The sequence below is a fragment of the Pseudocolwellia antarctica genome (genome assembly GCF_049933045.1).
Lineage (GTDB): Bacteria > Pseudomonadota > Gammaproteobacteria > Enterobacterales > Alteromonadaceae > Pseudocolwellia.
In genome coordinates, this window is record NZ_CP187926.1 from 1,776,040 (window position 1) to 1,792,181 (window position 16,142).

Annotated in this window: 13 protein-coding genes; 5 read left to right on the plus strand and 8 right to left on the minus strand. The window is 35.1% G+C overall.

Annotated features, from left to right (window positions below; all coding sequences use genetic code 11):
* Nucleotides 1-82: 82 nt before the first annotated feature.
* A complete protein-coding gene (gene gyrA / locus ACPUVN_RS07775) occupies nt 83-2,770 on the minus strand; it encodes a DNA topoisomerase (ATP-hydrolyzing) subunit A (RefSeq protein ID WP_426370381.1) in 2,688 nt (895 codons plus the stop codon).
* Between the two features lie 379 nt (nt 2,771-3,149).
* Here gyrA and ubiG point away from each other — a divergent pair, with 379 nt between their 5' ends.
* The 5 genes from ubiG to yfaE all read left to right on the plus strand — a co-directional run bounded on the left by ubiG (nt 3,150) and on the right by yfaE (nt 8,762).
* Complete coding sequence (ubiG, locus tag ACPUVN_RS07780) at nt 3,150-3,860, plus strand: bifunctional 2-polyprenyl-6-hydroxyphenol methylase/3-demethylubiquinol 3-O-methyltransferase UbiG (RefSeq protein WP_426370382.1); 711 nt, start codon at nt 3,150-3,152, stop codon at nt 3,858-3,860.
* 7 nt (nt 3,861-3,867) lie between these two features.
* Nucleotides 3,868-4,524 carry an HAD-IA family hydrolase gene (locus ACPUVN_RS07785; RefSeq protein ID WP_426357157.1) on the plus strand — a complete coding sequence of 219 codons (657 nt, stop codon included), beginning with the start codon at nt 3,868-3,870 and terminating at the stop codon, nt 4,522-4,524.
* Nucleotides 4,525-4,914: 390 nt separating this feature from the next.
* Nucleotides 4,915-7,188, plus strand: a complete 2,274-nt coding sequence (nrdA, locus tag ACPUVN_RS07790; protein WP_426370384.1) for a class 1a ribonucleoside-diphosphate reductase subunit alpha — start codon at nt 4,915-4,917, stop codon at nt 7,186-7,188.
* An 88-nt stretch (nt 7,189-7,276) separates the two neighbouring features.
* Nucleotides 7,277-8,407, plus strand: coding sequence for a class Ia ribonucleoside-diphosphate reductase subunit beta (gene nrdB, locus ACPUVN_RS07795; protein ID WP_426357156.1), 1,131 nt, complete (start codon nt 7,277-7,279; stop codon nt 8,405-8,407).
* A gap of 52 nt (nt 8,408-8,459) precedes the next feature.
* On the plus strand, nt 8,460-8,762 hold the full coding sequence (gene yfaE, locus ACPUVN_RS07800; protein WP_426357155.1) for a class I ribonucleotide reductase maintenance protein YfaE: 303 nt from the start codon (nt 8,460-8,462) through the stop codon (nt 8,760-8,762).
* Between the two features lie 50 nt (nt 8,763-8,812).
* Here yfaE and ACPUVN_RS07805 read toward each other — a convergent pair whose 3' ends face one another.
* The 7 genes from ACPUVN_RS07805 to ACPUVN_RS07835 are packed head-to-tail and all read right to left on the minus strand — an operon-like array spanning nt 8,813 to nt 16,138.
* Nucleotides 8,813-10,207: a diguanylate cyclase gene (locus tag ACPUVN_RS07805; RefSeq protein ID WP_426370385.1), complete on the minus strand. Its 1,395-nt coding sequence runs from the start codon at nt 10,205-10,207 to the stop codon at nt 8,813-8,815.
* A gap of 47 nt (nt 10,208-10,254) precedes the next feature.
* Nucleotides 10,255-11,982 carry an ATP-binding SpoIIE family protein phosphatase gene (locus ACPUVN_RS07810; RefSeq protein WP_426357153.1) on the minus strand — a complete coding sequence of 576 codons (1,728 nt, stop codon included), beginning with the start codon at nt 11,980-11,982 and terminating at the stop codon, nt 10,255-10,257.
* Between the two features lie 2 nt (nt 11,983-11,984).
* Nucleotides 11,985-12,293 (minus strand): STAS domain-containing protein, encoded by a 309-nt coding sequence (locus tag ACPUVN_RS07815; RefSeq protein WP_426357152.1) that lies wholly within the window; start codon nt 12,291-12,293, stop codon nt 11,985-11,987.
* A gap of 28 nt (nt 12,294-12,321) precedes the next feature.
* Nucleotides 12,322-13,515 (minus strand): methyl-accepting chemotaxis protein, encoded by a 1,194-nt coding sequence (locus ACPUVN_RS07820; RefSeq protein ID WP_426370386.1) that lies wholly within the window; start codon nt 13,513-13,515, stop codon nt 12,322-12,324.
* Nucleotides 13,505-14,575 (minus strand): protein-glutamate methylesterase/protein-glutamine glutaminase, encoded by a 1,071-nt coding sequence (locus ACPUVN_RS07825; RefSeq protein ID WP_426357150.1) that lies wholly within the window; start codon nt 14,573-14,575, stop codon nt 13,505-13,507. The genes ACPUVN_RS07820 and ACPUVN_RS07825 overlap by 11 nt, the downstream gene beginning before the upstream one ends.
* Nucleotides 14,576-14,596: 21 nt before the next feature.
* The gene (gene cheD, locus ACPUVN_RS07830; RefSeq protein ID WP_426357149.1) at nt 14,597-15,262 is read right to left on the minus strand and encodes a chemoreceptor glutamine deamidase CheD; all 666 of its coding nucleotides are present in this window, start codon (nt 15,260-15,262) and stop codon (nt 14,597-14,599) included.
* Between the two features lie 36 nt (nt 15,263-15,298).
* The gene (locus tag ACPUVN_RS07835) at nt 15,299-16,138 is read right to left on the minus strand and encodes a CheR family methyltransferase (RefSeq protein ID WP_426357148.1); all 840 of its coding nucleotides are present in this window, start codon (nt 16,136-16,138) and stop codon (nt 15,299-15,301) included.
* Nucleotides 16,139-16,142: the final 4 nt, after the last annotated feature.

The window sequence follows — 16,142 nt, forward strand, 5'->3', positions numbered from 1 at the left end:
TATACACTTTATTTATTAATACCTACTCAAACATAAAAAAGAGCGGTTAAACCGCCCTTTTGTTTTTATTTTATGACAGTTGTTATTCTATATCTTCACCGGCTTCGTCGGATGACTCACTCGCAGATGACTCTGCAGGAGTTTCAACGTTAGCTTCAGGTGATGATGATTCATCAACAGCATTTTCGTCAGAAATTTCATCTAACTCGTCTGTTTGAATTTCATCAATACGTTGTAATGCAACAACTAGCTCTGTTTCAGAAGTACGAATGATACGAACACCTTGAGTGTTACGTCCAATAACGCTTACTTCATTTACACGAGTTCGTACTAAGGTTCCATTATCAGTAATAAGCATAATTTCGTCTTGCTCTTCAACTTGAACAGCGCCAACAACTTTACCATTACGTTCACTTACTTTAATAGATACAACACCTTTAGTTGCACGACTCTTCGCTGGGTATTCTTCTAATGCAGTACGCTTACCAAAACCGTTTTCAGTAATGGTTAAGATTGGACCGTCATTATTTGGAACAATAAGAGAAACAACTTTTTCGTCGTTTTCTAACTTCATTCCACGAACACCTGTTGCGTTACGACCTACAGGCTTAACAACAAAGTTTTCATCTTCAGGCTTCTTCTTACCTTCAGTAAAGCGTACTACTTTACCAGCGTCAGAAAATAGCATGATGTCGTTATCGCCATTCGTAATATTAACACCGATTAACGTATCATCTTCACGTAAGTTAATAGCAATAATACCATTAGCTCTTGGACGAGAATATTCTGTTAAACGAGTTTTCTTAACCGTACCTGATGCAGTAGCCATAAAGATGAACTTGTCTTCTTCATATTCGCGTACAGGTAGAATAGCCGTAATTCTTTCGTCAGACTCTAATGGAAGAATGTTAACAATAGGACGACCTCTTGCCGTTCTGCTTGCTAATGGTAATTGGAATACTTTAAGCCAATACATTCTGCCTTTGTCTGAGAAACAAAGAATAGTGTCATGTGTGTTAGCAACAAGAAGTCTTTCAATGAAATCTTCTTCTTTCATTTTAGTAGCAGCTTTACCTTTACCACCACGACGCTGTGCATCGTAATCAGCTAAAACTTGGTACTTAACGTAACCTTCATGAGAAAGTGTCACAACAACATCTTCTTCAGTGATTAAGTCTTCCATTGATAAATCATGAGAAGCATCAGAGATTTCAGTTCTACGTTCATCACCAAAGTCTTCACGAATAACTTCTAACTCTTCACGGATAACTTCCATTAAACGTGTAGGAGTCGCTAAGATATGTAATAACTCAGCAATAACATCAAGTAGCTCTTTGTATTCAGCTAAAATCTTCTCGTGTTCTAGACCCGTTAATTTATGTAAACGTAAGTCTAAAATAGCTTGAGCTTGTGGTACCGTTAAGAAGTACTTGTTGTCTCTAATACCAAACTCAGGTTCTACCCATTCAGGGCGAGCTGCATCGTAACCAGCAGCTGAAAGCATGTCTGCAACATTACCTAATTCCCAGCCTTGAGAAACAAGCTTTTCTTTTGCTTCACTTGGTGTAGGAGATTGCTTAATTAGCTCAATAATAGGATCTATATTCACTAATGCGATTGATAAACCTTCAAGGATATGAGCTCTTTCACGTGCTTTGCGTAGTTCGAATATCGTACGACGAGTTACTACTTCACGGCGATGAAGTATAAACGCTTCAAGCATTTCTTTTAGGTTAAATAATTTAGGTTGGCCATTAGTTAATGCCACCATATTTAAACCAAAAGACACTTGCATTTGAGTTAGTTTGAAAAGGTTATTTAAAACAACCTCGCCTACTTCACCACGTTTAATTTCAATAACCATGCGCATGCCGTCTTTATCAGACTCATCACGTAAAGCTGAAATACCTTCTAAACGTTTTTCTTTAACAAGCTCAGCCATTTTTTCAATCAGGCGAGCTTTGTTAACTTGGTAAGGTAACTCATGAACAATAATGGTTTCTTTACCTGAATTCTCATCCACTTCTATTTCAGCAAGTGCGCGAATTTTTATTTTTCCGCGACCTGTTCTGTAGGCTTCTTGAATACCTGCTCGACCACTGATAATACCTGCAGTAGGGAAATCAGGACCAGGAATATATTCAATGAGTTCTTCTACAGATAAATCGCTATTTTCGATAAGCGCTAAACAAGCATTGATAACCTCAGTTAAATTATGAGGAGGAATGTTTGTTGCCATACCTACCGCAATACCTGAAGTACCATTAACTAATAAGTTAGGGATACGCGTAGGCATTACCGCTGGGATATGTTCAGTGCCGTCATAGTTTGGAACAAAGTCGACGGTTTCTTTATCTAAATCAGCAAGAATAGAATGTGCAATTTTCGACATTCTAATTTCGGTATAACGCATTGCAGCAGCTGAATCGCCATCTACAGAACCGAAGTTACCTTGCCCATCTACCAGCATATACCTTAGTGAAAAAGGTTGCGCCATACGTACAATGGTATCGTATACAGCAGTATCACCATGAGGGTGATATTTACCAATTACGTCACCAACAACACGAGCTGATTTTTTATATGGTTTATTGAAGTCATTACCTAGTACGTTCATAGCGAATAAAACGCGACGATGCACTGGTTTTAATCCATCACGAACATCAGGTAATGCACGGCCTACGATTACGCTCATTGCGTAATCTAAATAGGAGCTTTTTAATTCATCTTCAATATTTATTGGAGAAATATTGTTAGCCAAATCGGTCATAAATCGATGGTTCCCTTAACTTAGAACAAAATCAAAATTTTCGAAATTATAGTTATAATTAACACGGCATACTAACATAAAATTTTACAAGACAATACTGCTTTATCAACCTAGATTATTTTACAATTAGAGAAACAAACAAATAGTCATAACTCAATGTTTTTTAAAATAAAAGGCACTATCTAAAAATGTTGGATATTTAAACAATATTACAAGGTAAAATAGCCTTGTTTATATTTCACACAACCGTATTTAATGAATACTATATATAAGCAGAAAAAAACCAAACGACACAATAAAATAAGGTAATGAACTAGGTTTGATTACCTTTTTGATTTAGAATCAGGTTAATGAAAATATTTAGCTAGAGCCTTATAAAATGTCTAATAGTGTTAATGTAAATTTTGATGAAATAGAGAAGTTTGAAAAAGTAGCCAGCCAATGGTGGGATTTAACAGGTGACTTTAAACCACTTCACCAAATCAACCCTCTTCGTCTTCAGTTTATTATTCAGCATATTGAAAATATTTTTGATAAAAACATAATCGATGTAGGTTGTGGTGGCGGTATTCTTAGTGAAAGTTTAGCTAAGTTGGGCGCTAACGTTACTGGCATTGATATGGGAGAAGAACCTCTCAATATTGCAAAGCTACATTCATTAGAATCGAATATTAAAGTTGATTATCAAAAAATCACCGCTGAAGAAAAAGCTGTAGAATGCCCTGAAACGTTCGATGTTGTAACCTGTATGGAAATGTTAGAGCACGTTCCAGATCCCGCATCAATTATCGCTGCATGTGCAAATATGGTTAAACCAAACGGTTTTGTTTTCTTTTCAACATTAAACAAATCAATTATGTCTTACCTAATGGCTATAGTAGCAGCTGAAAAAGTGCTTAAGATAGTTCCTGATGGTACACATGAGCACAAATCATTTATTCGCCCTTCTACATTAATCGCATGGGCTGAAGATAATAACTTAAAGTGTATTGATACCGCTGGCATTCATTACAATCCAATTACAGAAAATCATAAGTTAACATCTAATCTCGATGTTAATTACATTTTATGTTTTCAAAAAGTAAGCTAGGTAACCTATGAATAAGCATAAAGGCGTATTGTTTGATCTAGATGGCACTTTATTAGACACCGCTAATGACTTAGGTGAAGCATTAAATCATGTTTTAATATCTAAAGGTCTTAAAGCGGTTGATAGAGAAACTTATCGCCCTATAGCTTCTGATGGTTCTAAAGGTTTATTAGAGTTAGGCTTTGGTGATCGCCTTAGCGAATTTGATTTTGAAGAGCTAAGAGTATCCTTTCTCAATTATTATGAAGAAAACATCGCCGTTCATACATGTCTCTACCCAGGTATTGAAGATTTACTGTCTTCACTAAATGATTTGAATATCCCTTGGGGCATAGTAACCAATAAGCCCGAATATTTAGCTCAAATCTTAGTCCCTCAATTCCCACAATTTAAGCAATGTAAAACGTTAATTGGTGGCGATACCTTACCTGAGCGTAAACCACACCCTGCTCCTGTATTATTTGCCGCTGAAAAAATAAATTGTGCCCCAACAGATTGTATTTATGTAGGCGATGCTCCGCGAGATATAGAGTCAGGAAACAGAGCAAATATGCATACAATTATTGCAGAATGGGGATACATTTTAGACAAAGAAGAATGCAAAAACTGGCAAGCGGACGTAATCACGCTAAACCCACTGGATATACTGGCGACGATAAAATAATCAAGTGTTCAAATTATGAAATATTTGGTAAAAATTTGACCTGCTGGTAAACATAACGGGTTGTTGAAAATACAAGCAAACAAAACATTTTTTCAAAATAAATAATGAACGTAATTAAATTTAAAAAAAGCATTGCGTTCTTTATAAATCAAAAATAAAAAGCCTTACTAAGTTAGTTGTTACTAACACGAGTTTTCATACCCTAGAAAGTACCTAAATACACATAATTTTAACACTTGCATTAGACGTCAAACCTCACTATCTTGTGATCTGTTTTTATAAAACCCCAAGATGTAGTGTATTTATTACACATTCGAACTAGCGGTTAAATAATAATTGTAAATGTTCAAAACTGAACATACGGAACTATAAATTACTAACAGGTCTTTCATGAATAACAATCTTTTTGTTACCAAGCGCAATGGCGAAAAAGAGCCCATTGATTTAGAAAAAATCCATAAAGTTATCGACTGGGCAGCAGCAGGTCTTGATAACGTTTCTGTATCTCAAGTTGAGTTGAAGTCACACATTCAATTTTACGATGGAATAAAAACAGAAGATATTCATGAAACCATAATTAAATCAGCAGCTGATTTAATTTCTGAAGAAACACCTGATTATCAATTTTTATCTGCTCGTTTAGCTATTTTTCACTTAAGAAAGAAAGCCTACGGTAAGTTTGAACCACCTAAACTTTACGAGCATGTTATTTCTCTTGTGGCATCAGGAAAATATGATCAGCACTTAATCGCTGATTATACAAAAGATGAATTTGAAGCAATGGAACAATTTTTAGATCACCGTCGTGACCTAAACTTTAGTTATGCTGCTGTTAAACAGTTAGAAGGTAAATACCTTGTTCAAAACCGTGTAACAGGTGAAATTTATGAGAGTGCACAGTTCTTATATGTACTAGTTGCTGCTTGTTTATTTGCAAAATATCCAAAAGAAACACGCTTAAAGTACGTTGAAGGCTTTTATAACGCGATTTCTCTTTTCAAAATATCATTACCTACACCTATTATGTCGGGTGTAAGAACACCTACACGTCAGTTCTCATCATGTGTACTTATTGAGTGTGGCGATAGCTTAGACTCAATTAACGCTGCTTCAAGCTCTATTGTTAAATACGTATCGCAACGTGCTGGTATTGGTATTAACGCAGGTAGAATTCGTGCATTAGGTAGTTCGATAAGAAATGGTGAAGCTTTTCATACAGGTTGTATTCCATTTTTCAAACACTTTCAAACAGCGGTTAAAAGTTGTTCTCAAGGTGGTGTACGTGGTGGTGCAGCAACATTATTTTACCCGCTATGGCATTTAGAAGTTGAAAGCTTATTAGTATTAAAAAATAACCGTGGTGTTGAAGAAAACCGTGTACGCCATTTAGATTATGGTGTGCAGTTCAATAAAGTAATGTACCAACGCTTAATTAAAGGTGAATCAATCACTTTATTTAGCCCAAGCGATGTACCTGGTTTATATGATGCGTTTTTTGAAGACCAAGACGAGTTTGAAGCCCTTTATACTAAATACGAAGCTGATCCAACTATTCGTAAAAAGTGCATAAAGGCAATTGAATTATTTACTTTATTTGCTCAAGAAAGAGCGAGTACAGGTCGTATTTATTTACAAAATGTTGATCACTGTAATACTCACAGCCCATTTGATCCTAAGCAAGCACCTATTAGACAAAGTAACCTTTGTTTAGAGATTGCTTTACCAACGCAACCAATGAATGACATTAATGATCCAAATGGCGAAATAGCCCTTTGTACCCTTTCTGCATTTAACTTAGGTGCGATTGAAAGCTTAGACGAACTAGACGGCTTAGCTGATTTAGCGGTACGTGCTTTAGATAGTTTATTAGACTACCAAGACTACCCTATGCCAGCAGCTAAAAATGCAACCGTTGGTAGACGTACATTAGGCATAGGCGTAATTAACTATGCTTACTACCTAGCTAAAAATGGTTTGTATTACTCTAACGGCAGTGCAAATAACTTAACGCATAAAACTTTTGAAGCTATTCAATACTACTTACTAAAAGCAAGTAACAACTTAGCTAAAGAAGTAGGTGCTTGTCCTAAATTCAATGAAACTCGCTTATCAAAAGGTATCTTACCGATAGATACTTATAAAAAAGAAATCGATAACGTTGTTAATGAAGCATTGCATTTAGACTGGGAAGCTTTACGTAAGGATATCGTAGAATTTGGTGTTAGAAACTCAACGGTTTCAGCGCTAATGCCTTCAGAAACATCGTCTCAAATATCAAATGCAACAAATGGTATTGAACCACCACGTGGGCTTATCAGTATTAAAGCCAGTAAAGATGGTGTTTTAAAACAAGTTGTACCTGAATACGCACGATTAAAAGATAACTACGAATTACTATGGAATATTCCAAGTAACCAAGGTTACTTAGAGCTAGTTGGCATAATGCAGAAGTTTATCGACCAAACGATTTCTGCAAACACAAATTATGATCCATCACGTTTTGAAGGTGGAAAAGTACCAATCAAGCAAGTATTGAAAGATATTTTAACAGCTTATAAATTAGGTGTTAAAACAATGTATTACCACAATACAAGAGATGGTGCAGCCGATAGCCAAGTAGAAATTGAAAGCGAAGACTGTGAAGGCGGCGCGTGTAAGATTTAATAAGCACTTGTCAGTAAGAAAATTATAACAAGCTTTACTCGTAATATATTTATATCAAATTGATGTTTGATATTTTCAGGGAAAATAAATGACGTATACAACTTTTAATCAATCGGCTCACAATGCTTTATTAGAGCCAATGTTTTTCGGGCAAAGTGTAAACATTAGCCGTTACGATCAACAAAAGTTCATAAATTTTGAACGATTGATCGAAAAGCAATTAAGTTTCTTTTGGCGTCCTGAAGAAATTGATGTTTCTAAAGATCGTGCTGATTGGCAAGGCCTAACAGATTCAGAAAAGCATATATTCATTTCTAATCTAAAGTATCAAACATTACTTGATAGTATTGCTGCGCGCTCTGTAAACGCAGTTTTACTTCCTTTGGTATCAATCCCTGAACTTGAAACTTGGGTTGAAACTTGGGCGTTTAGTGAAACTATTCACTCACGTTCATATACTCATATTTTAAGAAATCTATTTACAGATCCTGGTGAAGTATTTGACGATATTGTAGTTAACCCTGCCATATTAAATAGAGCCGCCAGCATCGCGAAATATTTTGATGATGTAATACTAACAACGCAATTACTACAATCTCAAGGTGAAGGTACTTACGAAGTAAACGGTAACAGTATTGAAGTATCTACACGTAAACTTAAAGAACGTTTATACCTTGCTATATGTTCAGTTAACGCGTTAGAAGCTATTCGTTTTTATGTAAGTTTTGCTTGTTCATTTGCTTTTGCTGAACGAGAGTTACTTGAAGGTAATGCTAAAATTATCAAATTAATTGCACGTGATGAAGCATTACATTTAACAGGAACGCAAACCATTCTTAATTTATGGAGTAATGGGCAAGACGATCCTGAAATGAAAGAGATTTGCGCAACGTTAAAAGAAGAAGGTCGTCAAATATTCTTAGATGTTGTAGAACAAGAAAAAGAATGGGCTGAATACTTATTTAAAGACGGTTCAATGATCGGTGTTAATGCTGAAATTTTAAAGCAGTACATTGAATATATTAGTAACCAAAGAATGACTGCTATCGGTTTAGATGCTCCTTTTGCTATTAAAACTAACCCATTACCTTGGATTAACTCTTATTTATCAAGTGATAATGTTCAAGTAGCACCACAAGAAACTGAAATTTCAAGCTACCTTGTTGGTCAAGTCGATTCATCGGTTTCTTCTGATGACTTTGATGATTTCGATTTATAGTTTATTCATATCAAACATAGCATTAGCATGCTGATTTATAGGTAATAAAAGAATGAAAGATGCTAATGCTAGTCAATCTCTCTCCTGCTCTGATGATAAGCCCATAAAAATATCTGTTGAAGGTTCGACTGTTCAATATACGAATAGTGAACAAACGCTTTTAGAATGTTTAGAAGGCGAAAATCATGAAATTCATTATCATTGTAGAGATGGATATTGTGGTGCCTGCCGTATAACGTTAAACAGTGGCGAAATAGATTATTTTAAAGGTGAACCTTTAGCTTATGTCGGTGAAGGTGAGATATTACCCTGCTGTTGTAAACCTAAAGGTGATATAGATATCACCTTACTTTAAGGTTTGTTAGTTAATCTGAGAAGCTAAGCTCAGATTAATTACTCATTGAATTAAATTTCATCCGCTAGAACAGTTTCAATCCCGCTTACCACTTTCACAAATTCAGGTTTAAACGCATCAAACAATAGCTGATATTGACCTTTATTAGATTCGTTTATCGCTATATCTAGCAGCTTTATTTTTTCAAAAAGTGTCATAGCACCAATAGAGCAAGAAACACCTTTTAAAGTGTGAACTAAACGCTTACAAGTATCTTGATCTGATTCGAGTAATGTTTTTTGAATATTATCCGCATCTTTTGCATGATCTTCATAAAACATCAATATGATCTCTTTGAATAAGTCTTCATCCCCTAATACATTTCCAACACCAATATCGTAATCAATACCAGGAAATGGGGATTGATGGTTTTCTGTGCTTTGAACATTCAATAGCTCGTCCTCACTATGATTAGTTTTTATAATATCATTAGCTACATTTGTAGGTATTTCGCTATTTGATAACATGGTTCCAGATGTATTCTTTTCCATGTTTCCTTCCATTTTAATACAATTTCGACCTTCTTCTTTTGCTACATACAAATACTTATCGGCTTCTCGTAATATATCTTCAAAAACTAAATGAGATCCATTATTTTCAGCGATACCAATACTGACTGTTATTGTAATGGGTATGTCTTGATTATTGTCGCATTTAATAAATATAGTATGTTTTTCGATAATATTCCTAAATCTTTCAAATGCACTAAAGGCATCATCTAAAGAAATGTTCGACATAGACACTGAAAACTCTTCACCACCTACCCGACCTAAGGCATCGTAGCCTCTGAAACATTCATCTAATATCTGCGAAAACTCAACTAATACTTTATCACCCGCTTCATGACCATAAGTATCATTAACGTTTTTAAAGAGATCAATATCAAGCATACCAATAATAACGTTTTTACCTTCTCGGCTCGCCTGTCCTACAATATTTGTCGCTTGAGATTCAAACGCACCTTTGTTTGATAAGCCCGTTAAGAAGTCGGTATTGGCGAGTGATTCTAATGCTTTAGTTTTTTCAAATAAACGTAAAGAGGTTTTTATGCGGGCTAATAATACTTTGGAGATATACGGTTTAGTCACATAATCATCAGCACCGAAATCAAGTGCTGATACTATTTGATCTTCATCATCTGAAGATGACAACATGATAGTAGGGATATGTTTATATTCAGGGTTTGATTTTAATTGATTGAGCATTTCTAAACCTGAGATACCTGGCATATACATGTTCAATAAAATCAGATTAATATTGTTATGGTCGAGTAACATAAATGCCGCTTTAGCTGATTCAGCGGTTATCACCTGATAGCCTTCTTCAGAAAGATCAAAGTCTAAAAGCATTAATGAGTCTTTAGCGTCATCTATTGCTAAAATTTTATAGTTACTTTCTGTATTCACTCATATTCCCAAAAAATTTAAACAAGTACATTACGCTTAAATATTAATTACCAAGCGTAAGTTACTTCTACTAGTGTTCCATTATTTTTATAAACTAAGGTTTCACAAAGCTGCTCTAACAAATAGATACCACGCCCACTTAATTGATTTCTAGTATCTCGTGTTTTTAGTTGATCTCTGTATTGTTCAACATCAAATCCCTTGCCACTGTCTTTTACAACAATTTTGATTCGACCACCGTTTGGCAGAGGGTGAAAACTTAATTTAATATCGACAAAACCATCGGTTAATTTAGATAAACGCGACTCTCGTTCATGAAAATATAAGACGAAACCTTCTGCAGAACTTTTTAAGTCTGAATTTAAACCTAATACACCATGATCTAAAGAGTTAACAAATAACTCAGTTAGTATAGTAAATAAATTCTGCCAATGCTCAGACTGCCCTTCTATCTCGGTAATTTGATTAAGTGCCATAGGTATTGGATTTATTTTACCGAGTCTTGAACCTGATAATTTTAATTGCCAATCCCAAGCACTTAACGATTCAGTTAGCGCTTCTTCTGGTACGGTTTTTTCGTCTAGAATCAGTTCTCCTGAATCTTTAACATTCTTGGTTTCATTCCAATTTGAACAAGGTATATCAATCAGTGATATATCGTCTTCTTGTGGCATGTCTTGGCAAAACTCCATGACATCTTTTAAAACAGTTTTGCTAACGCTATTTTCTTGTACACCCTTAATTAAAGAACGTTCGAAACGATCAAATTCAAACATTTCACCTTCAATATTTCGAGCTTCAATAATGCCATCACTGATCAAAGCAATTCGGTCAGTTCCATTAACAGGAAAAATAGTTAAGCTTGTATCAGGTAATAAATTAGGTAATACACCCATAGGTGGATGAGATGACGAAACTTTAAATTTTATTTCACCCGCTCCAGACAATATATAGGCATCAGGCAGGCCACCATTAAATATATAAGCTGATTTATCATGCTCTGAAACAGTAACAAAAACCGCACCTAAAAATAAATCCGTTGGCAATAAATCATATAGTTGTTTGTTAATTTGGCTGATAATATCGATTAAAGAAAAGCCTTTACGTGTCATTGCTCTAAAGGTTTCAGCTAAAGGGATTGCACCGATAGAAGAACGTAGCCCATGACCAGTAAAATCGCCCAACATAACATTTAAGTTACCATTTGGGCATAATGCGGTTAGCTGAATGTCACCACTAAATAAGGCCGCTGGTTTTTTTACAATACCAATTTTATCAAGCGCGAAGTTTCTCGCTTCAATAACACCAGACATTAATTGCTCAGCTAACTCAGCATCTTTTTGCTGCTCTTGTTGTAGTGCTTTTACTTTGCCGTATAAATTAATAATACGTTGAATAGATTGTATTTTTGCTTTAAATACTTCAGGTGAAAATGGTCGAACAAGAATACCATCGCCCCCCACTTTCACACTCTCAATAAATGCTTTTTCGGTGTCATCACTAGTGATAAATATTAAAGGACATAAAGCATCACTAGATAAGCTTTTAATCTTTAGAGTTGCTTCATAACCATTCATTACAGGCATGTTAATATCCATCAACACCAGATCTGGTTTATGACGGATATACATATCTACAGCTTCGGCACCATCATTAGCTGTTATTACACGATAACCTTCCTCTTCTAAAAACACCTGTAGTACACGGCATTGCATTTTAGAGTCATCAACAACTAGCGCTACTCTTGTTTCTTGAATAGTCGAAACGTTTGGCATATTTAATACTCTATTTTTAATAACCGATGAAATTGAGCGATCTCTAGTATTTTGTTCACGGTATCACTTGGTTTTCTTATAGTGACCTTCCCTGAAAGTACTTCAGCATGGTCTTTTAGTAGTAAGATCATGCCTAATGCAGAGCTATCCATATATGAAGTAGATGATAAATCTAATACAAATTCTGTATTACTCGTTTTTACATTAATGTAAGCGTCTCTAAAGGCTTGATGTAATGAAAAGTCAAAACGCTCCTCTATCCTAATCAGTAACTGATTATCTTCTTTTGACAAATTAACTTTTATAGCCATCTTTTTTCCTTAATATTTACAAATTTCTTTAAAATAGATCAATGTCGCCTTCATCCATAGATGATTGTGACACTGAACGTTCATTATTAACTTTATTAGTTTTATCAAACACATCCCTGCAATTTAACAGAATGTCTTGCAAGGTATTAGTAATATTTTCATCTGATAGGTTAATTGCTGATAATTTATGACTTAGTGACGTTAAGTTACCCAAATTATACTTAACAGAGGTGAGTGTTTGATTGGTAAGGTCTTCAAATTGTAATGATCTTACTCCTGTTATTACTGTGTTGTCTATTTGAGGAGTTAACGCTGCCAGACAATCAATTATCTCACTACTTTCTTTATTAATTCTACCGACATTAACCACCATATTGCTAACATTTTCTTTAGATTCTAAAGTTGATGTCATATCAGCAGAAGCCATAACTTCTACAGAGTCTCGAAGGTTTCCTATTATAATTTGTGCTTTAGATATTTCTTTTCGAATATCATTATTTAAATTTGTCGAGTTTACGGATAAAGATCTGACTTCTGATGCGACAACAGCAAAGCCTCTTCCTGCTTCGCCAGCTCTTGCAGCTTCAATAGCAGCATTAAGTGCGAGTAAGTTGGTTTGGCTTGCTAAGTTTTCAACTTCGGATAATAAATTAAAAATACCATCAAGTTGTTTAGACATATCTTCAGTAAACGACATAGCCTGTAAGCTTTGTTTGCTCGTAGTAATAATTACGTTTACAAACTCTTCTAACGTTCTACTTGAGTCATTAACAAAATCTTCTAATGTGGTGCATTTTTCATCCCCAATATTTTGGTGATTACCAATGACTCGACTCATCATTTGTTGTTGTTCAATACTTAAACTTTGTAAATATTTAAAACTTTGTGATAGCCCGGCTGCCGCTTCTCTCACGAGAATATTAGTACGATCTAATTCATTATCTATTACTAAGACTTGTTGTGAAACCAATTGGCTTATTTGTTCGAATGTTGATTGAATCAATTCATTGTTATCGCTATGGACAGATTTAGAATCTAATAATTCCTCATCTTCTTCAGCTGACGCAGCCTTTGTTATAAACATTAAGTAAGCTAAGCCCAACGATAACGTAGCCGCTAATATAAAACTGATAACATCGAATCCCGCATAAAACATATAAGCTAGCTGAAAAATTGAGATAATAAATCCTATTAATAAAATCGTCATGGATTTAGTTTTCATTCTTAAATTCCTTCATTTCAGCTTTATCCAGTAATGCATAACTTAGTAACTCAGACGCTATGTCTGATAAATGTGTTTGTTTAACGTGTGCGTTTAGCTTAAAAGCAGCTCCTGGCATTCCCCAAACCAAGCTGGTTGCTTCTGTTTGGATAGTCGTCATGGCTTTATTATCTTTAAGGTTAAGTAATCCTTTAGCGCCATCCTGCCCCATGCCAGTTAATAAAATAGCTTGGGTATTTTCAGCTATAGGAATTAATGAATTAAAGAGAACATCCACTGCAGGTTTATGCCTGTTAACTTCTTCAGAATCATCTAAAACACAAAAAAGGTTACCCATCTTACTTTCAACTTTTAAATGCATATCACCAGGAGCTATATAAACATTACCTTCTTTAATCTTTTGTCCGTGCTTTGCTTCTTGTACATTCATATTACAATTCTTATTCATCCTAGCGGCAAATTGAGTGCTAAAAACCTTTGGTATATGCAGTGTTATGACTATTGGCGGACCATTTTCTGGCAACCTTGTTAACACATCTTTAATGGCTTCAGTGCCACCTGTAGAAGCACCAATTGCAACTAAATAATTTCTACGAGCACAACCAGAAAAAGCTAATTGTTCACCTGATACCTTAGAGGATAGTCTAGTTTTATGATTTATATTTGCTGCTTGTTTAATTTTGGTTATAAGTACTTCTTGAAAGCTATCTTTTGTTGAAAGTAACTCTTGAAAACTTGGCTTAGCAATAAAGTCTATTGCGCCTAGTTCTAAGGCTTTAAGGGTAACTTCGGCACCTTTAGTGGTTAAGGTAGAAAGCATAAGTACAGGCATTGGTCTTAAACGCATTAAATTTGCTAAAAAGGTGATCCCGTCCATTTTCGGCATTTCAACGTCTAAAGTCAGTACATCTGGGTTTAACTTTTTGATTAGGTCTCGTGCCACATATGGGTCTTTAGCTTCACCGACGACTTCGATATCGGCTTCGTTACTGAGCACTTCTTTTATAATGCTACGGATCACTGATGAGTCATCAACAATAAGCACTTTAACTTTATTCAAATCACACTCCTTATTATTGAATTAAAATAATTCCACATCACCAGAAACATCATTTTTGTCTAAACTACTTCGGTATTCTGTTTCACGACTTACGATTGTATCGTTATGTATATTTTCTATTGTTTTAACAAATGCACGACCCGTTTCAGGAAAAAACATCACTTTACGTGGATGAACGTCACCTAAGTTTGAGCTTTCAATAACAATGTTTTCTGTGGCGAGATACGATAAAACAAATTCAATATTCCGCTCTCCAACATCCGACATTCCTTTTAAAACTTTACCGCCACCAAACACTTTTGCTCGTAAGTTAAAACGCCTACCACCATTTTTTAAAATAAGATTAATTAAGTGTTCCATAGCGAAATTACCGTAACGCGTTGCGTCAGAAGTTAAACCTCTTTGTCCCCAGTCCACCTTGTGTGCCTCTTGTGTAGTCAGTGGCAGCATAAAATGATTCATGCCACCGATGCCTGTACGATTATCCCAAATACAGGCTGAAACACACGAACCTAAAGTGGTCGCTATACCGACATTTTCTTGTGTAATGTAAAACTCACCAGGTAATATTTTAGCTACAACAATTTCTCTGTCTTTATCCCAGTAATGATTAATATGCTTAAACTCAGGCAAGCATCTTTTTATGCATTCATCTACTTGGACATTACTTTTTTTATAAAGATTCATCACGCATACTCTTACTGAACTCATTAATATGGCTTTCTAATCTAGCTTTCTAAAAATGGTACGACCGACACTTTTAAAGTATTGTTGAAAAGCCCCGAGGTTTTCACTGTGCCCAAGTATCAAGAGTCCATTGGGAGCTAATAATTTATGGAACCTTTCAAAGAGTTCAAGTTGAGTTTTTTTATCAAAATAAATCAGTACATTTCGACAGAAAATCACATCAAATGGCCCTTTCATTGGCCAGTCATTCATTAGGTTAAGTTCTTTAAATGTAATAAGGTTTTGTATATCTGATGTCGTTTTTACTTTTGTACTGTTAACACCCATTCCTCTAGAGAAGTATTTTTTTACAAGGTGTTCAGGCATATCTTCAATACCTTTATACTCGTAAATACCTTGCTTGCCTGTGTTGAGCACATTGCTGTCTATATCGGTTGCTAATATTTTAACGTCCCATGTGTTCAATAAGGTTTTGAAAGACTCCTTTACTGTCATTGCTATGCTGTAAGGCTCTTCACCTGTAGAGCTTGCACTACACCAAATACGTATCCGTTTTGAACCCTTTTTAATTAAATGAGGAAGCTCGTGCTGAGCTAAATAATCAAAATGATGTTCTTCACGAAAGAAGCTAGTAAGGTTTGTAGTAACGGCATTAATAAAATAACGTTCTTCTCCTTCAGGATCAGACTTCAATAACTCACAATAATCAGAAAATGACGTTAAGTGTCGATCTCGAATAATACGAGTAAAACGGCGGTACACCATTTCCCTTTTGCTATCGCTTAATACAATGCCTGATTTTTGATAAACATAATCACAAACAAAGTTAAAATCGTCATCGCTCAGCTGTTGTTTAATATCCCTAGCGTTTGTCATCGTT